Origin of the sequence: Terriglobus aquaticus (genome assembly GCF_025685415.1) — a bacterium.
Classification (GTDB): Bacteria; Acidobacteriota; Terriglobia; order Terriglobales; family Acidobacteriaceae; genus Terriglobus; species Terriglobus aquaticus.
On record NZ_JAGSYB010000001.1, the window covers coordinates 68,304 to 90,256 of the forward strand.

Annotated in this window: 21 protein-coding genes; 16 read left to right on the top strand and 5 right to left on the bottom strand. The window is 63.4% G+C overall.

Features of this window, described 5'->3' with window-relative positions:
- Positions 1-117: 117 nt before the first annotated feature.
- Positions 118-558, bottom strand: coding sequence for a ComEA family DNA-binding protein (locus OHL12_RS00365; RefSeq protein ID WP_263411860.1), 441 nt, complete (start codon positions 556-558; stop codon positions 118-120).
- Positions 559-869: 311 nt separating this feature from the next.
- Between OHL12_RS00365 and hisI the strand changes: the two genes are divergently transcribed.
- The 7 genes from hisI (at position 870) to hisF (ending at position 6,657) form a co-directional block, all read left to right on the top strand.
- On the top strand, positions 870-1,232 hold the full coding sequence (gene hisI / locus OHL12_RS00370) for a phosphoribosyl-AMP cyclohydrolase (RefSeq protein WP_263411861.1): 363 nt from the start codon (positions 870-872) through the stop codon (positions 1,230-1,232).
- Between the two features lie 4 nt (positions 1,233-1,236).
- Positions 1,237-2,109 carry an ATP phosphoribosyltransferase gene (gene hisG, locus OHL12_RS00375; protein WP_263411862.1) on the top strand — a complete coding sequence of 291 codons (873 nt, stop codon included), beginning with the start codon at positions 1,237-1,239 and terminating at the stop codon, positions 2,107-2,109.
- Positions 2,109-3,380 carry a histidinol dehydrogenase gene (gene hisD / locus OHL12_RS00380; protein WP_263411863.1) on the top strand — a complete coding sequence of 424 codons (1,272 nt, stop codon included), beginning with the start codon at positions 2,109-2,111 and terminating at the stop codon, positions 3,378-3,380. The genes hisG and hisD overlap by 1 nt, the downstream gene beginning before the upstream one ends.
- Positions 3,377-4,543, top strand: coding sequence for a pyridoxal phosphate-dependent aminotransferase (locus OHL12_RS00385; protein WP_263411864.1), 1,167 nt, complete (start codon positions 3,377-3,379; stop codon positions 4,541-4,543). The genes hisD and OHL12_RS00385 overlap by 4 nt, the downstream gene beginning before the upstream one ends.
- A gap of 106 nt (positions 4,544-4,649) precedes the next feature.
- On the top strand, positions 4,650-5,276 hold the full coding sequence (gene hisB / locus OHL12_RS00390) for an imidazoleglycerol-phosphate dehydratase HisB (protein WP_399262146.1): 627 nt from the start codon (positions 4,650-4,652) through the stop codon (positions 5,274-5,276).
- The gene (gene hisH / locus OHL12_RS00395) at positions 5,273-5,884 is read left to right on the top strand and encodes an imidazole glycerol phosphate synthase subunit HisH (RefSeq protein WP_263411865.1); all 612 of its coding nucleotides are present in this window, start codon (positions 5,273-5,275) and stop codon (positions 5,882-5,884) included. The genes hisB and hisH overlap by 4 nt, the downstream gene beginning before the upstream one ends.
- The gene (gene hisF, locus OHL12_RS00400) at positions 5,884-6,657 is read left to right on the top strand and encodes an imidazole glycerol phosphate synthase subunit HisF (RefSeq protein ID WP_263411866.1); all 774 of its coding nucleotides are present in this window, start codon (positions 5,884-5,886) and stop codon (positions 6,655-6,657) included. Before hisH ends, hisF begins: the two co-directional genes overlap by 1 nt.
- A 126-nt stretch (positions 6,658-6,783) precedes the next feature.
- Here the strand turns inward: hisF and OHL12_RS00405 are convergent, their stop codons facing one another.
- A complete protein-coding gene (locus OHL12_RS00405; RefSeq protein ID WP_263411867.1) occupies positions 6,784-7,935 on the bottom strand; it encodes an acyltransferase family protein in 1,152 nt (383 codons plus the stop codon).
- A complete protein-coding gene (locus tag OHL12_RS00410; RefSeq protein WP_263411868.1) occupies positions 7,932-9,194 on the bottom strand; it encodes a glycosyltransferase 87 family protein in 1,263 nt (420 codons plus the stop codon). Before OHL12_RS00410 ends, OHL12_RS00405 begins: the two co-directional genes overlap by 4 nt.
- 110 nt (positions 9,195-9,304) lie before the next feature.
- On the opposite strand from OHL12_RS00410, the gene OHL12_RS00415 reads away from it, so the two are divergent.
- The 7 genes from OHL12_RS00415 to OHL12_RS00445 all read left to right on the top strand — a co-directional run bounded on the left by OHL12_RS00415 (position 9,305) and on the right by OHL12_RS00445 (position 16,733).
- Positions 9,305-10,921, top strand: a complete 1,617-nt coding sequence (locus OHL12_RS00415) for an ArnT family glycosyltransferase (RefSeq protein ID WP_263411869.1) — start codon at positions 9,305-9,307, stop codon at positions 10,919-10,921.
- 33 nt (positions 10,922-10,954) lie between these two features.
- Positions 10,955-12,265, top strand: coding sequence for a glycosyltransferase family 87 protein (locus OHL12_RS00420; protein WP_263411870.1), 1,311 nt, complete (start codon positions 10,955-10,957; stop codon positions 12,263-12,265).
- Positions 12,266-12,564: 299 nt separating this feature from the next.
- A complete protein-coding gene (rplM, locus tag OHL12_RS00425) occupies positions 12,565-13,002 on the top strand; it encodes a 50S ribosomal protein L13 (RefSeq protein ID WP_263411871.1) in 438 nt (145 codons plus the stop codon).
- A 68-nt stretch (positions 13,003-13,070) separates the two neighbouring features.
- Positions 13,071-13,466 carry a 30S ribosomal protein S9 gene (gene rpsI / locus OHL12_RS00430; protein WP_263411872.1) on the top strand — a complete coding sequence of 132 codons (396 nt, stop codon included), beginning with the start codon at positions 13,071-13,073 and terminating at the stop codon, positions 13,464-13,466.
- A gap of 169 nt (positions 13,467-13,635) precedes the next feature.
- Positions 13,636-14,568: a 30S ribosomal protein S2 gene (rpsB, locus tag OHL12_RS00435; RefSeq protein ID WP_263411873.1), complete on the top strand. Its 933-nt coding sequence runs from the start codon at positions 13,636-13,638 to the stop codon at positions 14,566-14,568.
- A gap of 144 nt (positions 14,569-14,712) precedes the next feature.
- Positions 14,713-15,384, top strand: a complete 672-nt coding sequence (locus OHL12_RS00440; RefSeq protein ID WP_263411874.1) for a translation elongation factor Ts — start codon at positions 14,713-14,715, stop codon at positions 15,382-15,384.
- Between the two features lie 143 nt (positions 15,385-15,527).
- The gene (locus OHL12_RS00445) at positions 15,528-16,733 is read left to right on the top strand and encodes an RtcB family protein (protein ID WP_263411875.1); all 1,206 of its coding nucleotides are present in this window, start codon (positions 15,528-15,530) and stop codon (positions 16,731-16,733) included.
- Positions 16,734-16,779: 46 nt separating this feature from the next.
- Here the strand turns inward: OHL12_RS00445 and OHL12_RS00450 are convergent, their stop codons facing one another.
- Together OHL12_RS00450 and OHL12_RS00455 are read right to left on the bottom strand one after the other, a co-directional pair.
- Entirely contained in the window at positions 16,780-18,468 is a 1,689-nt protein-coding gene (locus OHL12_RS00450) for a hypothetical protein (protein WP_263411876.1), read from the bottom strand.
- Positions 18,469-18,533: 65 nt separating this feature from the next.
- Positions 18,534-19,292 carry an alpha/beta fold hydrolase gene (locus OHL12_RS00455; RefSeq protein ID WP_263411877.1) on the bottom strand — a complete coding sequence of 253 codons (759 nt, stop codon included), beginning with the start codon at positions 19,290-19,292 and terminating at the stop codon, positions 18,534-18,536.
- 311 nt (positions 19,293-19,603) lie between these two features.
- Here OHL12_RS00455 and OHL12_RS00460 point away from each other — a divergent pair, with 311 nt between their 5' ends.
- The gene (locus tag OHL12_RS00460) at positions 19,604-20,092 is read left to right on the top strand and encodes a gluconate 2-dehydrogenase subunit 3 family protein (protein ID WP_263411878.1); all 489 of its coding nucleotides are present in this window, start codon (positions 19,604-19,606) and stop codon (positions 20,090-20,092) included.
- Entirely contained in the window at positions 20,089-21,642 is a 1,554-nt protein-coding gene (locus OHL12_RS00465) for a GMC family oxidoreductase (protein ID WP_263411879.1), read from the top strand. Before OHL12_RS00460 ends, OHL12_RS00465 begins: the two co-directional genes overlap by 4 nt.
- Positions 21,643-21,953 lie beyond the last annotated feature (311 nt).

The window sequence follows — 21,953 nt, forward strand, 5'->3', positions numbered from 1 at the left end:
AGGGGTGGCAGCGCTGTCTTTCACTGTACCGGATGGTTTGGGCGGACGCGCCAAAAAGGCCCGGAGCGGCCTGCCGCTTTTGTGGCATGTCGCTTCGGGCCTCTTGCAGGTGAGCGGTTATTTTTTGGCGGGAGCAGCGGCCGCGGCCGGGCCGGCGGACTTGGCGGAGGCCGGGCGCTTGGCGACGATGCTGTCCTTGATCTTGTCGTAGGTGGCCTGGGGCAGGATGCCGCGCTGGGTCAGCTGGTTCTTCATGGTGTAGGGACGGCCGTCAATGATTCGCTTGGCGTAGGCGTCGCCGATGCCGGGCAGAGCCTTGAGCTGGTCAGGCGTGGCGGTGTTCAGGTCGAGCGGCTCGCCCTTCGCGGCAGGCGCGGCGGTGACGGATTTGGTCGCGGGCTTGGCGGCTCCGGCTGCCGGCTTAGGGGCGGCAGATTGGGTCTGTGCCGGCGAGATGACGGGCCAAAGGGAGAGCAGGGCAACAAGTGTGAGCAGGCGGCGCTGGTGCATGAAAGGGAACTCCTGGGTGCCCAGGTGGCGCGGTTCGGGCAACGGCACAACGCTACAGGCGTTTGGCTACAGGGGCAAGCGAAAACCGTCCTATGGCGCGGTCCGCGTTGACAACCAGGGAGCACACTTTTAGCTTCTGTATAGGAACATGACGCTGCATCTTCATCACGGCCACCACCATCATGCGCAGAGCGCGTGTGCGGCCCTGGTGCAGGTTCCGGCGTAACGGAAACTCTGAAACCAGATGAAATGGCCCGCTCATGCGCTGCTCGCAGGCGGGCTTTGTTGTGTCTGCAGGCGAGTGCGATGACCAGGCAAGTCGTGGACGTGGCACAGGCAGGCAGGACGAGAGGATTGGAATGGCAAGCGTAGCGGCGAAACCCGCCAAGATCGACTTCAACAAGGCTGGCGGCATGGTGGCCGGCATTGTGCAGGACGCAGGCACCGGCGAGGTGTTGATGCTGGGATTTCTGAATGAGGAGAGCTACCGGAAGACGCTGGAGACCGGGTTTGTCACGTTCTGGTCGCGTTCGCGGAACAAGCTGTGGATGAAGGGCGAGACCAGCGGCAACCGGCTGCGCGTGGTGACCGCCGCGACGGATTGTGATTCGGACGCGTTGCTGTTCCGCGTTGTTGTGGAAGGTGACGGCCTGGTATGCCACGAAGGCACGGTGAGCTGTTTTACGAAGCCGATTGAGATGAGCAACGAGGAGACACGGTAGGGCGATGGCGAAGCTGAAGCTTGGGATTCCGAAGGGTAGTTTGCAGGACGCGACGGTGGCTCTGTTTGCGCGGGCGGGTTGGCAGATTCTGGCAAACGGGCGGTCGTACTTTCCGGCCATCAACGATGACGAGATTGAGTGCATGCTGGTGCGCGCGCAGGAGATGGCCCGCTATGTGGAGCACGGTGCGCTGGATGCCGGCCTGACCGGCAACGACTGGGTGCTGGAGAATTTGGCGGATGTGGAGCGCGTGACGTCGCTGACGTATTCCAAGCAGTCGCGGCAGAGCGTGAAGTGGGTGCTGGCAGTGCCCGAGGATTCGCCGTATCAGCGGCCCGAGGATCTGGAAGGCAAGATCATCGCGACGGAGCTGGTGGAGTACACCAAGCGTTACTTCGCGGAGAAGAAGATCAACGTAAAGGTGGAGTTTAGCTGGGGCGCTACCGAAGTCAAGCCGCCCATGCTGGCCGACGCGATCGTCGAGGTGACAGAGACGGGATCTTCGCTGCGCGCGAATCGGCTGCGCATCATCGAAGTGCTGATGGAAAGCGAGACGCAGTTGATTGCGAACAACGCTGCGTATGCGGACGCGTGGAAGCGCGAGAAGATCGGCAACCTGGCGATGATGCTGAACGGCGCGATCAACGCGATGAGCCAGGTTGGCCTGATGCTGAACGTGCCGAAGGCGAGCCTGGATGAGGTGCTGGCGATCCTGCCGGCTCTGTCATCGCCGACCGTGTCTCAGTTGAAGGATGAGAACTGGGTGGCGGTGAACACGATTCTGGATGAGACCACGGTGCGCGACGTGATTCCGAAGCTGAAGGCAGCGGGTGGCAGCGGGATTGTGGAGTATCCGCTGAGCAAGGTGGTGCTGTAATGCGGATCGTAAAGACCACTGAGCGTGGCGCGAAGGATGCCGAAAGGCTGTTGCGCGAGTTGGAGCAGCGCGGTGCGGTGAAGACGGCGGAGGTGGAGCCGGTGGTGCGCAAGATCATGGAGCGCGTTCGCAAGGACGGCGACAAGGGACTGCGAAAGCTGGCGGAGAAGTTTGACGGTTTGCAAGAAAAGCAGCCGCTGCGTGTGACGGCTGGCGAGATGCTGGATGCGTGGAATGCGACATCGCCTGAGTTGCAGGAGGCGATGCGGACTGCGGCGGAGAACATTCGCAGTTTCGCCGAGCAGCAGAAGCCGGACGAGTGGTTCACGGAGAACACGCCGGGTGTGACGGTAGGACAGATCGTGCGTCCGCTGGAGTCCGTGGGTTGCTATGTGCCGGGTGGTCGGTTTCCGCTGCCCAGCACGCTGCTGATGACGACGATCCCAGCGCAGGTGGCGGGTGTGGAGCGCGTGGTGGTGGTGAGCCCGAAGCCTGCCCGCGAGACGCTGGCCGCCGCACACCTGGCAGGTGTGACCGAGATGTATCGCACCGGTGGAGCGCAGGCGGTGGCGGCGCTGGCGTACGGCACAGAGACGATTAATCGCGTGGACAAGATTGTCGGTCCCGGCAATCTGTACGTGACCGCGGCAAAGGTGATCGCCTCGACGGAGTGCGGCATCGACATGCCCGCCGGGCCTACGGAAATCGTCGTGACGAGCGAGACGGGGAACGCCGAGGGCATTGCCGCGGACCTGGTCGCGCAGGCGGAGCACGATCCTGAGACGCTGGCCGTGTTTGTGACGGCGAACGAGAAGCTGGCGAAGCAGGTTGCAGAGTTGGCGCACAAGCGGGCGAAGGGCAACGCCCTGGCGAAGGTGTCGCTGCGGGCTCGTGGGACGGTGTTTTTGTGCGAATCGGTTGAGGAAACGCATGCGATCACCAACCGGCTCGCGCCTGAGCATTTGACGGTGGATGCGGCGAGCGATCTGTTGTGGGTGCGGAATGCCGGATCAGTGTTCGTGGGTAACTTTGCACCGCAAAGCATGGGCGACTACATCAGCGGGCCGAATCATGTGCTGCCGACCGGGCGCGTGGGGCGCGTGCGCGGTGGCTTGAGTGTTACGGATTTTCTGAAGGTGATCACCGTACAGGACTACACCGCGGCGGGGCTGAAGACGCTGGGGCCGAAGGCGATTGCGCTGGCAACGGCCGAGGGCCTGGTGGCGCATGCGGAGAGCGTGCGGGTGCGAATGAACGGCGGCAAGCGATGAGTGCTGTTGTGGCAGAGCAGAGGCCGGAGAGCATCCAGCCGCGGCGTGCGATTGCGGCGATGCCGGAGTACCATCCGCCACTGGCAGGGCGCAACGCGCTGCGGTTGGATTTCAATGAGAACACGCATGCGCCGTCGCCCAGAGTGCGCGAGGCGTTGGGCAAGCTGACGTTGGAGTCGTTCACGGTGTATCCGGAGCGGGCGCCGGTGGAGGCTGTGGTCGCGCAGCACTTGCAGCTGCAGCCCGAGCAGGTGCTGCTGACGAATGCGGTGGATGAGGCGATCCACATTGTCTGCTTCACGTTTTTGGAAGAGGGCGATGAGGTACTATTCGCGGTGCCGAGCTTCTTCATGTATGACGTGAACGCTGTTGCCATGGGCGCTGTGGTGAAGCGCGTGCAGATGGACGAGACGCTGGAGTTTCCGTTTGAGCGGCTGCTTGCGGGCATCACGCCGAAGACGAAGCTGGTGATCCTGTGTTCGCCGAATAACCCCACCGGTACAGTGATCTCGCGCCAGCAGATTCATGCGGTCGCGAAGGCTGCGGCGCATGCCGTGGTGATGGTGGATGAGGCGTACTTCCATTTTCACGGTGAAACCGTTATGGACGACCTGCGTGCGGATGCAGCGGCCGATGCGCCGCGGAACATGATCGTCGCGCGCACGTTTTCGAAGGCGTATGGGCTGGCAAATCTGCGTGTGGGTTTGATAGCCGGACCTGCGGAGTTGGTGCAGCACATGCGCAAGGCGAGCTCGCCGTACAACGTGAACGGCGTGGCGCTGCGCGCCGTGGAAGCGTGCGTGGGCGACACCGAGTACCTGGATTGGTATGTGGGGCAGATTCGCACAGGACGGGCGCGCATTGAGAAGGCGCTGGACCACATGCGCGTGCCGCGCTGGCCGAGTCATGCCAACTTTGTGCTGATGCACATTGGGCCGAAGCACAAGGATCTTGTGGCGGCGGCTCGGGCGCGTGGTGTGTTGCTGCGCGACCGGTCGAGTGATCCAGGCTTGGCCGGATGTGTGCGGATTACGATTGGCGTTGAAGATCAGATCGACACGGCGATTGCCGTGCTGCGCGAGTCGCTGGCGGCGATCGGGTGGACGCCGGCTGAGGTGGATGCTCCGGAGGCGGGGCCGAAGGAGGAGCGGGAATATGAGTGATGTGGAGAACGCGCTGGAAGGTACCGAGCGCTTTGAGCCGGGGTCGGAGTTGAGCGAGGAGACGACCCGTAATGCTGGGGATCTGCACCTGTCTCCAACCGCTGTGGTGAATGCTGAGTCGAATTCTGCAGCGCGTGTGGGTGCAGCGCGTGTGGGTGTGGTGGAGCGCAACACGACGGAGACCAAGATCAAGTTGCGGCTGACGCTGGACGGGCAGGGGACGTACAACGTGCGGACCGGCATTCGCTTTTTCGATCACATGCTGGAACTGTTCACACGGCATGGCGGGTTCGACATGGACCTGCACTGCGACGGTGATCTGGATGTGGACCAGCACCACACGGTCGAAGATGTGGGCATTGCGCTGGGTGAAGCGGTGGACAAGGCGCTGGGCGACAAAAAAGGCATTCTGCGCGCCGGGTACTTTGTGATGGCGATGGACGAGACGCTGGCGGTGGCGGCGATCGATCTTTCGGGACGGACCGGTTACGTTGTCGATGACCAGGTGAATGTGGCGCTGGTTGGGGATTTCCAGACCGAACTGGTTACGGACTTTTTCGATGGCTTCGCGCGCGGTGGCCGCTGCAACGTGCATGTGAAGACGATGTACGGCCGCAGCAATCACCACAAGATCGAGGCGATCTTCAAGGCGTTTGCGCGGGCGCTGCGGGGTGCGGTGAGCCGCGACGAGCGGATGAAGGATTTACTGCCGAGTACCAAGGGCTTGCTGTGATCCAGGTTATCGATTACAAAGCCGGCAATCTGACGAGCGTAGTAAAGGCGCTGCAATTTCTAGGCGCCGAGACGCATGTGACGCAGTCGCCGGAGGATGTGCGCGCGGCGGAGAAGATTGTGCTGCCGGGTGTGGGGCATTTTCGGGCGACGCAGTTGTTGCATGATCTGCAACTGACAGAGGCGACGCGCGAGGCGATTGCGCGGGGTGTGCCGTTTCTGGGCATTTGCGTTGGGTTGCAATGGCTGTACGAGGGCTCGACGGAGGCCGAGTCGACCGACGGTCTGTGCCACTACGGTGGGCGGTGCGAGCGGTTTCCGGCGGTGTTCGAGGGTGCGGAGCTGAAGTCGCCGCACGTGGGTTGGAATTCGCTGGAGGACGTGCGCGAAGGGTCGCGGCTACTGCGTGGCGTCGCTCCGGGGAGCTTTGTGTACTACACGCATTCGTGGCGAGCGCCGGTGGATGCGGATACGGCGGCGACAACGTTCTATGGTGGGCCGTTTACGGCCGCGGTGGAGCGGGGAAACGTGATGGGTGTGCAGTTTCATCCGGAGAAGAGCGGCGAAACCGGGCTGCAAATCCTGCGCAACTTTGTGGAGCTTGCCTGATGCTGACGAAGCGGGTGATTGCTTGCCTGGATGTGCGCGGCGGGCGCGTGGTGAAGGGCATTCAGTTCGTGGACATCGTCGATGCGGGTGATCCGGCGGAGCTGGCGCACCGGCATGCAGCGGCGGGTGCGGACGAGATTGTTCTGCTCGACATTACGGCGACGCACGAGGGGCGCGGTACGCTGATCGACACGGTAAAGCGGACTGCGGCGCAGTTGTTCATTCCGTTTACAGTCGGTGGCGGTATTCGCAGCGCGGAGGACGCGGCGGCGGTGTTCGACGCGGGCGCGGACAAGGTGAGCATTAATTCGAGCGCGATTGCACGGCCAGAGCTGATTGGTGAGATCGGCGGCAGCTTTGGCGCGCAGGCTGTGATTGTTGCGATCGATGCGCGGCGCGATGCGAGCTCGGTCGATCCGGTAGGAGACGCCGAGGTGTATGTGTCGGGTGGGCGCAAACCGACGGGCCGCAAGGTGGTGGACTGGGCGCGTGAGGCGGAAGAGCGTGGCGCGGGCGAGATCCTGCTGACGAGCATGGACGCGGATGGAACCCGCGCGGGCTTTGACGACGAGCTGACCGCACGGGTGAGCGGGGCGGTGCAGATTCCGGTGATCGCTTCGGGCGGTGCGGGGAACGCGCAGCACTTCGCGGATGTGTTCGGGCGGGGCAAGGCGGATGCTGCGCTGGCGGCGAGCATCTTTCACTTTGGCGTGACGGACTCGTGGGCGCTGAAGCGGGAGCTGCGCGCGGCGGGTGTGCCGGTGCGGTTGTAGGTTCCTGCCGGACTTCGTGGCGGTCCGAGAAGCAGATCCTTCGCTTTGCTCAGGATGACACTTGGTACAGGAGCGCAGGCCTGAGGATCAGGCGGTAGAGGAGCTTGCGCGGGAGCGCTGCGTCCCTTATGCGAAGCGTGCGGTCAGGCTCCGGCGCATGCGGTTCTTGAGCGCGTCGATGGGCTGAGACAAAGCGACGCACAGGGCGACGATGCTGAGGACCAGAAGCGTTGTGCTCCAGCCACTTCGCAGGACGTGGCCGAGCGTGGGCGGCACCAGGCAGAGCAGAGGGTAGTGGAAGAGGTAGAGCGTGAAGGTGCCCTCGGCGATGCGGCGAACGGGGCGCGCCCAGGGTGCGCGCTTCGAGAGCCGGATGCGGTCCGAGAGGCAGAGGCCGAGGAGCATCAGCATCCACGAGACCAGACCGGAAGAGTAGGCGAGCATGGTCGCGCGACCGTGGGGCTGGCCGAGTGCTGTCAGAGGGTTCGGCAGGAGTGCCAGGCGTGTCCATAGTGCTGGGTGCGCAAGTGGCAACAGAAGAGCGAGGCTGCACACCAGAGCCAGCGCGGCAGTCATCGCGGAGCGTGCGCGCGACTGCCGGGACCATTGCCACAGGTTGTAGAGCCAGCAGCCGGACCACCACAACGGCGCGAGAAAGAGCACCTGTGGGCCGAGCGCGGCAACGTAGAGGGCAGCGGCGATCCAGCGCCACGGGCCCCGGCAGAGGGCGAACAGGCCGAACAGGACGTAGTACGGCACCTCGTATCCGAGCGACCAGAGAGGCAGGTTGGGTGAGACGAGGACGGCATGTCCCCAGAACTGGGTGAAGAAGAGCAGGTGCGCGACAAGGTTCGCGCCCAGGGCGGGCAGGCTCTGCGCGCGCCACAGGACGGTGGCGTAAACCGGATTTCGCCACGAGATGTAGGAGCGGCAGACCAGGGTGAGCAGAAGCGCTGGCAGCAGCACGGAGTACATGCGGGATGCGCGGCTGATGAAATAGCGGCGCGGGTCGCGTTCGCGGTCTTCCGTGACGTAGCGAATCATGAATCCGGAGAGGACGAAGAAGCCCGGGACGGCCACGTCGGCCCAGCCGAGCAGGGGCGGCCAGCCGGTGGAGAACCACGGCATTGACGCGTGGCCGACCACGACCAGGACCGCAAGCGTGAAGCGGATGACGTCGAGCAGGAGCGAGGCGGCTTCGGGCAGGCGTTCCTCCTGCGCGCTGGTTGACGATGCGGGTTGCGACGAGGCGCGGGTCTCCGGCGCAGGCGCAGTCATACGGTGACCCCGGCCGGCTTGGATAAATCAGGCGAGGTCTCGGCGATGCGGTAGACGCAGAGGATGAGTGCGAACAGGATCGACATGCGGGCCGCGCACCACGCGAGGGAGAAGCGTATGTGGAGGTCGACGTGGGGCTGGACGTACCAGCAATAGCCGATGAAAAACAGAGCGGCGATCGCGGCGGGGCGGCGACGATGCCGAAGCGCGTAGCAGAACGGAAAGAGAAAGACGACCTCGTCGTAGGGGTGGTGCTTGTAGAGGACGAAGCTCATGGTGGCGGTAAGAGCGACGAGCCAGCCGGTGCGCTCTGTCTCGCCTGAAGTGTCGTTCGGAAAGCGGCGGTGCATGGCAGGGACCAGCACCGCGAGGGTGATGGCGAGAGCCACTAGAAGGCTGACCGTGGTGAGCCGCGGGGTCGCGACCGGGCCACCGCCGAGCAGGAACTCGAACAGGTCCATGAAGGTCTGGCCGGGGTCGCCCGTCGGTTGGTAGCCGACGCGGGTGACGGCAAGCGGCTCAGTGATCAGCGCGAACAGGTGCGAAAGGTCGTGTCCACCCGTGATCCAGAGCCAGATGAGAACTGTTGCGGCCGCACACGGCACGAGCGACCACAGGATTGTGCGAACACCGCGGGAGATGCCATCCCGCAGCAGCATGTACAGGGCAAGCGCCGGAGCGAAGCTGTACTTCAGGTAGGAGACTCCGGCCAGGGCGGCACGCCGGGGCGAGATCGCAGCGGGGCGAAGAAGAGCCAGGCTCCACAGCAGCAGGATGAGCAGGCCCTGCTGTCCATTGCCCATCGTCACGCGGGTGGGCGCTGCAGCCAGCACGGCTGCGGATATACCAAGGCTGGTCCGCCACGAACGCAAGCCGTAGAAGCGGGCCGCGAGCAAGGCGCTCGCCACCGCGAAGACGCTGTTACACAGAGCCCAGCCCAGATAGGCGGCCTTCGCGGAGAGCAGACCAAATGGGATGAGCAGCAGGTAAAGGATTGGGAGGTAGTTCGGGACCTGTGTTGCGAGCAGGCCGTGCACCGGATCACCGAGCAGATAGTCGCGCCATGGATCGATGTGGTGCAGCAGGAGGCGCTCGCCGGACCACTGGAAGTCCTGGGAGCGCGAGATGGCGTGGACGACGCCGGCGGCGCAGGAGACGAGGCCCGCCAGAGTAGCGCAGCAGAGCAACAGGTCGGCCCAGAGCGAATGCGGGCGCAAGGGATCGCGGCTGGATGGAGCAGGAGGCTTGGCCGCGATCATGGTGTGATGATACCGAACGCCTGCGGGCCATCGGCGATGTAAGTGACCGCAACGAACCAAGGTGGACGCAGCGGCGGACTGCGACAGAGCGTTCGCGCTATAACGGTGCTGTGCCGATTGCGAGTGCATTCAACGGGACCGGGACCGAGCAGGTCGCAGCAGCAAATGCGGCTCGCGATGCCTCACGTGTGCGGCTGCTGTCGCGCGCGGCGGTGGTATGCACGCTGCTGGTGGTGGCCGTCTTTTTCGCGCTGCGCTTTCTGCACCTCCGGGCCGACTTTCCGAACTTCTCGCCGTGGTCGGACTGGGCGAAGTACACGGATGAGGGCTGGTACGGCGATGCGGCTATGCGGCACTACCTGCTAGGCACCTGGCACCTGCCGGGCGACTTCAACCCCGCGGCCGCGCTGCCAGTGTGGCCGTTGTTGGAAGCGATCGTGTTCCGGTTTACAGGAGTGGGCATCGTTGCGGCGCGAACGCTAACCGTGGTGGTGTTCGGCGGCATCCTGCTGGCGAGCTTTGCCCTGTTGCGCGGTGGCATGGGCCGCAGCGTACGCGAGGAGCCGCTGCCGTGGGCGGGGCTGTGTGCGGCAACTGCGGCGCTGCTGATGGCGGTGAGCCCGTACTTCTACGTGTTTAGCCGCATGGCGGTGCTGGAGCCGTTACTGGTGCTGCTGATGCTGATTGCGCTGCTGCTGGCGCGCGGCGTGGCGTGGCAGGGTCAGCGGTGGCCCGCCGTCGCGCTGCCGATTGCGATTGGCGTCGTGCTGGCGCTGATGGTCGGAACGAAGACCACGGCGGTGGCGTTGGTGCCTTCAATTGCGTATCTGCTGGCAAGCGCGTGCGGATGGAAGCTGCGCGCGACGGCGCGATCGTTTGCGTGGGCGGGTGGAACTACGGTCGTGTTGTGGGGCGCGTACTACCTGGCGCTGATCCGGCCACGCTACCTGCAGGATTTCCGCTACCTGTTTTCCGCGAACCGGTACACGGGCATCACGGCGGACAATGCGCGCGACATCATCACCAGCGCCTTTCGCGATGTGACCTGGATGGGCAGCGGCATCACCGCTCTGCTGGCAGCGGCGCTGGTCTTTGCGGTTGTTCGGCGCCGGGTGTGGAGCGATCCGCTGATTCCGACGCTGATGCTGTGGATCGCCGGGTATTTTGCCTTCCTGATCTATCACGCCAACCTGCAGCCGCGGTACTACCTGGTGGTTGCGGTTCCGATCACGCTCTTGGTCATGCGGCTGGTGAACCATGCCGTGGCGTGGCGATGGCAGACGGCGGTAGTCGTCGTCCCGGCGCTGCTGGTGCTGGTCGCCGTGGATGCGCGACAGACGCTGCACTATGTGCGGCATCCGGAGTACACCTTTCAGAACGCGGCCGAGCAGATTGAGCAGGTGGTGGAGTCGGAGCCGGCGCACAGTCATACGGTGCTGTCGATTTCTGGCAGTGACCTGACCCTGATGACGGGGCTGCCGTCCATCTGCGACGACTTCGGCACGATGGAGCTGGAAGATCGCATTGCGGCCTACAAGCCCGGCTGGTTTGTCGCCTGGAACTACGTGGAAGACGACAAGATGGACGCGCTTGCGAACTTCTATAGGCTGACGCGTGTGCGTGAGATTCCTGCGATGGATGACCCCGACCGCAATCTGCTGATTGTGTACCGGCTGGATCCCAAGGAAAGTGTGAAGCCGCGCAAGGGTCGCTCCAAGCGAAGCTGACCTTGCGGTGGGTCGTACCCGTACACTGGCAGCATGACCGGTGTTCAGACGCTGCTGGCCCGCGCCGCTCTTGGCTGCGCGGCGACCGTGGCAACGGTGCTTCTGCCGTACTTCCGGCCGGCGTTTGAGTGGAGCGAGAGGACGTTCCGACGACGGTATCTTCTGCTGTTCGGCGGCTTGCGAGTGCTCCTGTTCCTCGCCGTCTTTCTGGTGCTCCACATTGCAGCGCGAGGCGATCTGCCGGGGATTTATATACCGGAGATCCAGTCGCACCTGCTGGGACGCGTGCCGTACCGCGACTATCTCAGCTCGTACGCTCCGCTGTTCCCGTACTTCTATACGCCGCTGTATCGGCTGCATCCTTCGCCGCTGACCCTTATCGCGTTCAGCATTGCGGCGGAGGTGGCAACCGCCTGGATCTCTCTCCGGTTTATGCCGCGGGTGCTGAGCGAGCAGGGGAGCAGGGTTGCCGCCCTGCTGTGTTTGGTGAACCCGATCTCGTTGCAGTTTGTGACGATCGATGGGCAGAACAATGTGTGGATCGGCCTTGCGCTGGCGGTGGCGCTGCTGGCGCTGGCGCAACGGCGAGAGGCGCTGTCCGGAGCCGCGGTGGGCGCGTCGATCGCCGGCATCAAGTTCCTGCCGCTGCTGTTTACCCCGGTCTTTCCTTTGGCGCTGCGGCGAAGGGCATTGCTGTGGATCGCGGGATGCGCGGCGGTGGTGATGGCGGTATACGGGTTCTTTGTAGGGGTGCTACACGCGCCAGTGCTGCAGGCGATTCAGCGTGAAGGCCAGATCAAGTCGGCCGGCGGTTTGCCGTTCCTGGTGGAAGCCGCGCTGGGGCGGGACCTGGGCAGGCTGGGGTGGGACCTGCTGCTGGTTGTCGCGCTTGGGGCCGTGTGGCTCTGGGGCTGGCGCGCTTCGCGCCACGCAGTTCCGTACACGCGGGGAGCACTGGCGCTGACCACGTTTCTGCTACCGGCGTTGCTGCTGACGCTGATGGGCCTGGGCAAGAAGACCTGGCCCACCTACACGGAGATGGTGCTGTTTCCGCTGGCGATGGTCATTGCGCGGGCCGCGACCGGCGAGGACGCCGGGCGGGGAGTCCGGCCGGCGCTTGTAGCGGTCCTGGGTGCGTTTAGTTTGCTGAGCGTGACGGCGCACAGCGTATGGGCGTCCATGCTGAGCCAGGCGGGCGCGGTGCAGGTGCATGCGCTGCTGAGGGTCGGGAGCGGGCCGGCGTGGCTGTTGATGGTGCTGGAGGCGGGCCTGTTTGCCACGTATGCGGCGCTGGCGGGCATCTCGTGTGTGCAGGCTGGTCGGGCCGCAGCGGATCGAGGTTGACTGCAGGGCGGCTCCCCGTTATTCTGAGAACTCGCGCAGACCCGTGTCTGCTTCCCTGTGCTGTGTCGCGCTCAGGGGTTGGACCGGGCCAGTGTGGTTGAGTTTGCGGGATTACCGGTGCGGCTGAACGTGGGTCGCAGGGACACCGTCCTCCTGAAGAGAAGCGTGGCGACCCCGGGTTGCGACGCTCACAGAGCGGACAGTCGGAAATCGCACAGGTCTCCACCAGCAGAGCACCGCCGGCAACGGTTGTGTGGGCGCGCACGGATTCTGAGCAGCAGTAGGAAGTGGAGTAAGCGATGTCGACGTTTGTGCCGAGTTCGAAGAACCTGAATCGCAAGTGGTTTGTGGTGGATGCCACGGGCCAGACCCTGGGCCGCCTGGCCAGCAACGCCGCGCGCGTGCTCACGGGAAAGAACAATCCCCAATACACCCCGTACATCGATACGGGCGACCACGTTGTTGTGGTCAACGCCGAGAAGATCAACCTTACCGGTCTGAAAGCGGAGCAGAAGGTGTACCGCCGTTACACCGGCTTCCCGGGCGGCCTGCGTGAGGAAGAGTTCACCAAGCTGCTGGCCCGCCGGCCGGAAGCGATCGTGGAAGAGGCGATCAAGGGCATGCTGCCCAAGAGCCGCCTGGGCCGCCAGATGGCGACCAAGCTGAAGGTCTACAAGGGCGACAAGCACCCGCACGACGCGCAGCAGCCGCAGGCACTGTCGTTCGACGCGCAGTAAGGATTCGTCGGACTCCGGTCTGGCGCAGGTTTGAAGAGGAACGGGGCTGATTGCCCCAGAGGATACGAATGGCAGATCTGGTTCAATACTACGGAACGGGCCGCCGCAAGTCGGCGATCGCGCGTGTGTTTCTGCGCCCCGGCAGCGGCAACTTCACCGTCAACACTAAGGAACTGAACGTCTACTTCGTCACGGAGCAGCAGCGCGCTGCCGCCCGCAAGACGCTGGAGACCGCTGGCGTGACCGGTGAGTTCGACGTGATCACGACCGTGCGTGGCGGCGGTGTGACCGCGCAGTCCGACGCGGTGAAGATGGGCATTGCCCGCGCCCTGCTGGAGTTCAACCCGGAGCTGCGCAAGACGTTGAAGGTGGAAGGCCTGCTGACCCGCGACGCTCGTATCAAGGAGCGTAAGAAGTACGGTCAGAAGGGCGCACGTAAGCGCTTCCAGTTCTCCAAGCGCTAGTTTCTGGCTTGCCGTTCGCATGCCGAGCGGCTGGAACGATCCTGTGGCGGGCGAGGCTTCTGTAAGTCTCGCCCGTTGCACCGAAGCAAACAATCTAGGGGTTCAATCTCCCAGACGAACGGGACTAATCCTGGCCTGATCCGTCAGGATGCCGCATAAAGGAGCCGCAATGGCATCGATCACAATGAAGGAGTTGCTGGAAGCCGGCGTACACTTCGGCCATCAGACCAAGCGTTGGAACCCGAAGATGAAGGAATACATCTTCGGCGAGCGCAACGGCATTTACATCATCGACCTGCAGAAGACGCTGAAGATGTTCAAGGAAGCGTCGAAGTTCGTCACCGACCTGACCGCCAGTGGCAAGACGATCCTGTTCGTCGGCACCAAGCGCCAGGCGCAGGACGCGGTTGCAGAAGAGGCGAACCGTGCGGGCATGCCGTACATCAACTCCCGCTGGCTCGGCGGCCTCCTGACCAACTGGGTCACCTGCCAGAAGAGCGTGAAGCGCCTTGCTGAGCTCGACGAGATGGCCGTGGACGGCCGCTTCGAACTGATGACGAAGAAGGAAGTCATCAAGCTGGAGCGCGAGCGCAAGCACCTGAACACGAACCTGGCCGGCATCAAGAACATGCGGCGCCTGCCGGACGCGATCTTCGTCATCGACTCGAACAACGAGGCGATCGCGGTTTCGGAAGCCCGCAAGCTCGGCATCCCGGTCGTGGCCGTGGTTGATACCAACTGCGATCCGACCGTGGTCGACTACGTCATCCCGGGCAACGACGACGCTTTGCGTGCGATCCGCCTGTTCACCACCAAGATTGCCGACTCGGCGTTCGAGGGTGTGCAGATGATCGGTGACAAGTCGATCGCCAACGAGTACGCCGATGTAACCCCGATCCAGACGGAGTCGCACTTCATCGGCCTCGAAGACGAGGAAGGCGAGGTTCAGGAGTCGAACCCGTTCGCGACCACGCAGCAGGAGCAGGCAGAAGAAGAGACGGTTGATTTGGAAGCGGCGCTGGGCGGCGGCATCAAGCCCATCGTTCCCAGCACCGGCACCGAAGCCGAGCCTGAAGCGGCACCGGCTGAAGTCAGCGCGTAAGCAAGATCAGCAGACGTTCACACCAGCGTGGCCGCCTCTGCTTTGGCGACCACGCTTTTGTGTGTAGAGCGATGTTCGGAAAGTTCATACGCCCGCAACGGGCAAGCAATACAAACGCCACAGTGCGATTGGGAAGAGGGAATCATGGCAGCAGCAGAAGCAACCAAGATTGATGCAAAGCTCGTAAAGGAACTGCGCGAAAAGAGCGGCGCGCCGATGGGCGACTGCCTCAAGGCTCTGCAGGAGTCGAAGGGCGACATGGAAGAGGCGTTCGTTGTGCTGCGCAAGCGCGGTATGGCGTCGGCGGCCAAGAAGGCGTCGCGCACCACGAACGAGGGCGCGGTGGGCACCTATATCCATGCCGGCGGCAAGATCGGCGTTCTGCTGGAGCTGAACTGCGAGTCTGACTTCGTCGCCCGCACGGAAGATTTCCAGGAGCTGCTGCGCGACATCGCGATGCACATCGCCGCCGCCGATCCGAAGTACGTCGGTCGCGAGGAAGTGACCGAGGCCGACATCGAGAAGGAAAAGGAAGTGTACCGCGCCCAGGCTGCCGCCAGCGGCAAGCCGGCCAACATCATCGAGAAGATGCTTGAGGGCAAGATGGGCAAGTACTACGAAGAGGTCTGCCTGCTCGACCAGCCATTCATCAAGGAGCAGTCGCAGACCGTGGCTCAGGTGATCGCGACCAAGGTAGGCAAGCTGGGCGAGAACATCTCCGTTCGGCGCTTTGCCCGCTTCAAGATTGGTGACCCGACTGCGACCGTTGCGCAGATCAAGACCCCCGAAGCTCCGGCCGAGGAGGCGCAGGCATAAGCCTCGTCCTCTGACGACCAATCAACGAGCCCGGGCGACAGCCCGGGCTCTTTCTTTTGCTTCCAACGCGATGAGCGCCGCGGGACCAACCCAGCCCGGTACGCATGCCAGCAGGCGTGACGACCAGAAAGGAAATACGAGCAATGCAGTACATCGACACCATCCCGGTTTGGGGAACGCACGAGGAAAACACGCTGGAGCAAGCCAAGGTTTGCGCCCGCACGGCAGACCGCTTCGCCCTGATGGCCGACGGCCACCTTGGATACGGCGTTCCCATTGGTGGCGTGATTGCGGCGCAGGATCGCATCTCGCCGACTGCGGTCGGCTTCGACATCGCCTGCGGCAACAAGGCGGTGCGCCTCGACATGCACGGACCGGAGCTGCGCGCCAACATTCACCGCATCATGGACGGCATCTGGAATACGCTGTCGTTCGGTGTGGGACGCAGGAACAACGAGCGCAACGAACACCCGCTGTTCGAGCGCGACGCGCACATGGGCTGGAACACGGAAGCAGCGGCGCCGCTGAAGCGCAAGGCTGAAGCGCAGCTTGGCACGATCGGCAGCGGCAACCACTACGTTGACCTGTTCACGGACGAGCAGGATCGCGTGTGGGTGGGTGTGCACTTTGGATCACGTGGTCTGGGCCACGGCATTGCAACGTGGTTCCTGAAGGCCGCCGGCGCAAAGGACGGCATGATGGTTGATCCCGTATGGCTGGATGTGAACAGCGACCTCGGCGCGCAGTACATTGCCGCGATGCAGTTGGGCGGAGCGTATGCGTATGCCGGTCGTGACTGGGTCTGCGACCGTGTTGCCCGCTTGCTGGGCGCGCCTGTGGTGGAAGAGGTTCACAACCACCACAACTTCGCCTGGCAGGAGGAGCACGATGGCAAGCTGCTGTGGGTGTGCCGCAAGGGCGCTACGCCGGCGTTCCCGGGTCAGCGCGGGTTCGTCGGCGGCACCATGGGCGAGGTCTCGGTCATCCTGGAAGGCGTTGAGCCTGACTCGATGGACGAAGCGACGCGCGATGCGCAGCGTGCCGCGATGTTTTCGACCGTGCACGGCGCTGGCCGTGTGATGGGTCGCAAGCAGGCTGCGGGCGTCTTCGACCGCAAGACCGGAGCGTGCAAGCGTGAGGGTCTGGTAAAGCCGGAGATGATGCAGAGCTGGCTGCGCGAGGCGAACGTGGTTTTGCGTGGAGGCGGGCTGGACGAGTCGCCGCACTGCTACAAGCGCTTGCCGGAGGTGATCGCGGAGCAGGGTGGGACCGTGCGCGTGCTGCACACGCTGACGCCGGTGGGTGTGGCGATGGCGGGTGCAAACGAGTTCGATCCTTACAAGGACTGAGTGCGTTGCGCTGTGTCGAAGGGAGGGCTGCTACGGCAGCCCTTCCTTACTGGCACGTTTCGCTGTTGTTGGTGGGATGCAGTTGTACGGTTACGTGTGGCGGTACGGTAGCGCGCCATTGCTCGATCGCGGTGCTTACGCTGACAGGGTCGGCTTCGGAGGTCTGATACACCATGAAGCGTTTGCTGACGGGGCCTAGATTGGTATCGACGTCGGGGGCGCACAGCTTTGCAACGGCAGCCCAGTTTGCCGGAATGCCATGGGTGAACCACTCGGGATAGATTGCCACCAGGCCGACGTGGTGCTCGCGCGTGATGGCGTCGAGCCATGCCGCGTTGCGGTCCTTCTCCTTGGTGCGAAATGCTTCATAGGAACCGAGGCCGTAGAGGTCCAATGTGTACTGGTCAGGCGTGCGGCGATAGCTGACCCAGCCCAGGTCGTTCACCGCGACAGGAGTGTGATACATCTCGCCGAAAAGGCGGCCCAGCTGAAACTGCTGCTCGTAAATGCCGAGCGCGGCGCGAGGCACGTTCACCAAAGGCCGGAGATAGATGGCGGCGAGCACCGCGACCGCCAGGAGCGCATGCGTTCGAACGTTTGCCGACTGCGGTGCGCGGGCTTGCAGCGCGGGTGAGGTCACCTCCAACGACGGACGGCTGCGCGTGCCCAGATCACTCTCGGTCCTGTGCGCGGTGCCGGGCAGAGCCGTGGCCGCAAGCAGAATCGGAACGGTGAACGCCAAAGCGTAGATTTCATAGCGAAAGAACCAGCCGGACGGCCCGAGGACCACCTGAACAGCGCTGACGAACGTGGCGGCTGTCAGGCCGAAGAGCAGGCTGCGAGTGCGGCGATGCTTCCAAACGAGCGCGGCAAGCGCCACGGTGATGACGATCTGCGGCAGCCGCTCGCTGTCGAAGAGGCCATACTTTGGGATCTGCAGAAGCAGGTGCGCAACGCGGTGCAACGGCGAGCTAGTATCGGCTAACTTGTAACTGCTCTTCACGAGAACCGAGAGCGGGAACCACGGCAAACCGAGGTGGTGCAGAAAGACACTGAACGCCGCGGGGATGATCGCCGATGCAAGGACGATGGCTACGGCCCTGCGCCATGCCCGCGCGCCCACCAGCGCTATCGCCAGTGCCACGGTGATGAGCAGACCTTCATAGCGAACGGAGGGCAGCAGAATAGCGGCGACGAGCACCCACTCCGGGACCCGGTCGCCTCGCATGGCACGAACCACTCCAACAGCACACGCAATGCAAAGCAGGACCTGTAGCGAGTGCTCCAGGCCGGTAAAGGCAAGGCCGAACAGATTGAACGCCAAGACGAATAGCACAGCCAGCAGGTTCGTTCGCCAGGGTGCCCCAGCGGTGTCGCGGTGTCGGCTTGGGATCTCGTTTGCCAGAACTCCCAGCAGCCAGGCAGTTGCTGTGCCGCAGGCGAGATTGAGGATCAGTGGCAGCCAAGGCATGATTGCTGTGCTGGCGAATGGGACAAAGAGCAGGGGCCACAGAATCGACGAGGACGGGCTCGCAGGTTCGCCAGTATTCAGGCCGTACAGGCCGTGCCGCAGACGCTCGGCGAGTGCGAGGTGAATGTAGGGGTCGTCCAGGCAGTAGCTGAAATGACCGTGTGTCCGGACCAGGATGAGGGCAAGCAGAACGGCTGCAAGGCCGAGGTAAAGCGCTGCGGCGAGCTGTGGGGCGGCGATGCCGTTGCCATGTGCTCGAGTCAACGGTGTCCGGCTCCGGGCGCGGTTGCGCTAGGTCTCAGGGTAGCGTACCCGGCTATGGCAGGGCATTACACCTCCCTTGCAAACTCTTCCAGGATGTTCGCGAGTTGTTCCGGCTGCTCATAGGGGATCAGGTGAGCCGTATCAGGGAGGAGGTGCATGCGGCCTCCCGTGGCCGCGACCAGCGGCAGGGTCTGGCTTCGCTGCAGTTCTGGATCGATCGCCTTATCTTTCTCTCCGACGACGAGCAGGGCCTTCACCTGGAGGCTTGTCACGCGGCCTGACCAGTCCTCTCGCGTGCCGTCGTCGGGCCATGCGTGGAAAGCGGCATCGCTGGAGCGCAGCACGTCTTCAACAGCGATCTCGAAGATCTCTGCCGAGGGCGCGTGCGCGAAGCCGTTCCGGGTGAACTGCTCGGCCCGTGCGCGTGTTGTGTTGGCAATGCGCATCTCGGCACGGGCAGCGTCGTCCATGGGTTCGCCCGCGAGAGGCGACGGTGCGACCAGGACCAGGCCAACGAGATTCGATGGTGGTTGCGCGGCGACGACCATCGCGGCTTTGCCAGTCATGGAATGGCTTACCAGGATGACAGGCGCAGGCGCGAGATACGACAGGATGCCGCGGATGCGCGAGCACATCGCGTCGACGCTGAACCCCTCCAGCGATGCGGCCTCACCAAAGCCAGCCATGTCTGCAGCGATGAGCCGGTGACGGTCCTGCAGCAGAGCGACTACGCCATCCCACTCACGATGTGAGCCGCCAAAGAAGTGCAGTAAGAGAAACAGCGGCTGTGCATCGGTGGGACCATGATCGCGAAAAGGGAGCATAGAGCGATGGATGCTAAACACGCCGGGCGCACGTTCGACGATGCACGCGGATTTGGCGGAGCCAAACAATTCCGCACATCGGCACACTGCGACTACAAAGTTGGAGTTCTCGAAAACATTTGTCAGAAACATGACCGAAGCGTGAGAACCCAGCAGGATTTAATGCGCGTCTATCCACGTCGATGAACTCACTTCGTATCCTCGACGATCCGCGTGTGGCGGAACGAACTTCTTCAGCGACGCGCAACGTTTTGCAAGAGCGCGCAGAACCTGCGGCTTACACACCATTCCTGGACAGCGAACACAGAAGCATGTTGCAGGCTGTGGTGCAGACGATTCTGCCGCAAGGCTCAGTCGGCACTCATGTCGACATCGCAGAAGCCATCGATCGACGGCTGGCTGCGGGCAAGAACGCCGGCTTTCGTTATGCCACGTTGCCGCCGGATGGAGAGGCGTACCGGCAGGGCCTGACGATCTTCTTCAAGATGTTGGAGCAGACGCCGATGGGATCGTTCGATCGCATGCCCCAGGCCGCGCGTGAGGGATACATCCGTTGTGTATGCAATGGCGACGTGGATGGGCCGGCTCAGTTTCCGCTGTCCACATTCATGCGCATGTTGCGCAGCGATGCCGTGCGGTTCTGGATCGCCCACCCGGAAACGATGCTTGCGATGAACTACTACGGCTTTGCCGATGGTGCAACGGGCAACGAGGGCTGGCAAGACATCGGACCCAACTCCTCTGCTCCGTTTGAACACGGGCCCGCGCCTAGTGCATTCCAGGAAGCAGGTGTCCAATGAAGAAGCCAGCAGACATGAAGCAGTACCCCATGGAGCAAGCGGTGGATGCCGTGATCATCGGCACGGGTGCTGGTGGGTCGCCGTTGCTCTGGAAGCTGGCGACTGCGGGCCGCAGCGTGGTGGCGTTGGAAGCAGGGCAGTGGTTCGAAGATCCGGTGTCGGACTTCCCAACGGATGAACTGGAGTCGCCGATTTATTGGAAGGATGAACGGATCAGCGGCGGTGCTGACCCCACAAGCTTCGGTGCGAACAACAGCGGCAAAGGCGTGGGTGGCAGCATGATCCACTGGGGTGCGTATGCCCCGCGGCCGAGTGCGGAGAACCTGAAGCTGCAGTCGACCGATGGCGTGGCGGTGGACTGGCCGATGTCGCTGGAGGACTTGAAGCCGACCTACGAATGGCTCGAGTCGTTCCTGGGTGTGTCGGGTCCGGCGCAGTATCCATGGGATGCAGAGCGGAAGTATCCGCTGCCACCGCTGCCGTTGAACAGCTCGGCGATCTACATGAGCGTAGGCTGCGAGGCGTTAGGGATACGCGTGGCGCATGCGCCGATCGCGGCTGTGTCGCAGGCATATACACGGCCGGAATACGGCACGCGCAACGGATGCGTGAACCGCGGGTACTGCCACCAGGGCTGCCGCAATGGTGCCAAGGCGACGATGGATGTGACCTTCCTGCCAGCGGCGTTGAAGGCGGGTGCCGAGATCCGTTCCGACAGCTATGTGCACGGCGTGGAGCGCGACAGTAGCGGCGCGATCACGGCGGTGGTGTACACCGACGCCAACGGGCGCGAGCAGCGGCAGCGGTGCCGTGCGGTGTTTCTGTGCGCGGGTGGTGTGGAATCGCCCCGACAGTTGCTGCACTGGGGCATCGGCAACTCTTCGGACCAGGTTGGGCGCAACTTCATGGCGCACATTTCGACGCAGGTGTGGGCGACGATGAAATCGGAGACGCGGCCGTACAAAGGCTTTCCGGCGTCGCTGATCACCGAGGATTTTCTACGTGCCAAGGACCGGCCGTATGCGGGAGGATACCTGCTGCAGAGCTACGGCATTCTGCCGGTTGCGTGGGCAGAGCAGGTTGCAGCGGGCCGCAACCTGGTGGGGCAGGCGCTGACCGATTACCTGATGCAATACAACAACGTGGCCGGCATCGGCATGCACGGAGACACGCTGCCGAATCCGGAGAACCGAGTTACGCTGAGCGACGAGAAGGACCAGCATGGGCTGGCTAAGCCGCTCGTCACGTTCTCGCTGGGCAAGAACGAGAACACGATGAGCGATCATGCCGAAGACAGGATGCGCCGCATCCTGATGGCCGCAGGCGGTACGGACCTGTGGTCATCGAAGCGCACGGCGCACACAGCCGGAACGTGCCGCATGGGCACCTCGGCAGCGGATTCGGTGGTCGACCCGTATGGCAGGAGCTGGGACGTGCCGAATCTGTGGATTGCTGACAACTCGGTCTTCCCCACGTCTCTGGCGGTGAACCCGGCGCTGACGATCATGGCGCTGTCGCTGCGCACGGCAGACAAGTATTTAGCGAACTAGCCGTGGCACGGTGAGCGAAATGCCGAATGGCTACGTTGAGCCGTTGTGCACTTCGCTCAGTGTCCGGCCGAAGCCGACCAGGGCTTGACACACCTGTTATGATTTCAACAGTGGACTGAGTGCCACTCTGCGTTGCCGGGAACCTCCCTCGAGTGGATTGGGGTTGGCCAGAGACCGCGACGCACGTACTCCATCGCTGCATGCCATCCTCGGTGGGAATGAGGAAGCGTTGGTTGCTCTGGCTTGACCGGTCTCGATCGAACGAGACCTCGCCGTGCAGCAGCCCATCCCGCACCAAGCAAACGCGGGCA

Coding starts and splice junctions, on each gene's coding strand:
- hisI (WP_263411861.1), top strand. CDS start 870: ATGGCAAGCGTAGCGGCGAAACCCGCCAAGATCGACTTCAACAAGGCT.
- hisG (WP_263411862.1), top strand. CDS start 1,237: ATGGCGAAGCTGAAGCTTGGGATTCCGAAGGGTAGTTTGCAGGACGCG.
- hisD (WP_263411863.1), top strand. CDS start 2,109: ATGCGGATCGTAAAGACCACTGAGCGTGGCGCGAAGGATGCCGAAAGG.
- OHL12_RS00385 (WP_263411864.1), top strand. CDS start 3,377: ATGAGTGCTGTTGTGGCAGAGCAGAGGCCGGAGAGCATCCAGCCGCGG.
- hisF (WP_263411866.1), top strand. CDS start 5,884: ATGCTGACGAAGCGGGTGATTGCTTGCCTGGATGTGCGCGGCGGGCGC.
- OHL12_RS00405 (WP_263411867.1), bottom strand. CDS start 7,935: ATGACTGCGCCTGCGCCGGAGACCCGCGCCTCGTCGCAACCCGCATCG.
- OHL12_RS00410 (WP_263411868.1), bottom strand. CDS start 9,194: ATGATCGCGGCCAAGCCTCCTGCTCCATCCAGCCGCGATCCCTTGCGC.
- OHL12_RS00420 (WP_263411870.1), top strand. CDS start 10,955: ATGACCGGTGTTCAGACGCTGCTGGCCCGCGCCGCTCTTGGCTGCGCG.
- rplM (WP_263411871.1), top strand. CDS start 12,565: ATGTCGACGTTTGTGCCGAGTTCGAAGAACCTGAATCGCAAGTGGTTT.
- rpsI (WP_263411872.1), top strand. CDS start 13,071: ATGGCAGATCTGGTTCAATACTACGGAACGGGCCGCCGCAAGTCGGCG.
- rpsB (WP_263411873.1), top strand. CDS start 13,636: ATGGCATCGATCACAATGAAGGAGTTGCTGGAAGCCGGCGTACACTTC.
- OHL12_RS00440 (WP_263411874.1), top strand. CDS start 14,713: ATGGCAGCAGCAGAAGCAACCAAGATTGATGCAAAGCTCGTAAAGGAA.
- OHL12_RS00445 (WP_263411875.1), top strand. CDS start 15,528: ATGCAGTACATCGACACCATCCCGGTTTGGGGAACGCACGAGGAAAAC.
- OHL12_RS00455 (WP_263411877.1), bottom strand. CDS start 19,292: ATGCTCCCTTTTCGCGATCATGGTCCCACCGATGCACAGCCGCTGTTT.
- OHL12_RS00460 (WP_263411878.1), top strand. CDS start 19,604: ATGTTGCAGGCTGTGGTGCAGACGATTCTGCCGCAAGGCTCAGTCGGC.
- OHL12_RS00465 (WP_263411879.1), top strand. CDS start 20,089: ATGAAGAAGCCAGCAGACATGAAGCAGTACCCCATGGAGCAAGCGGTG.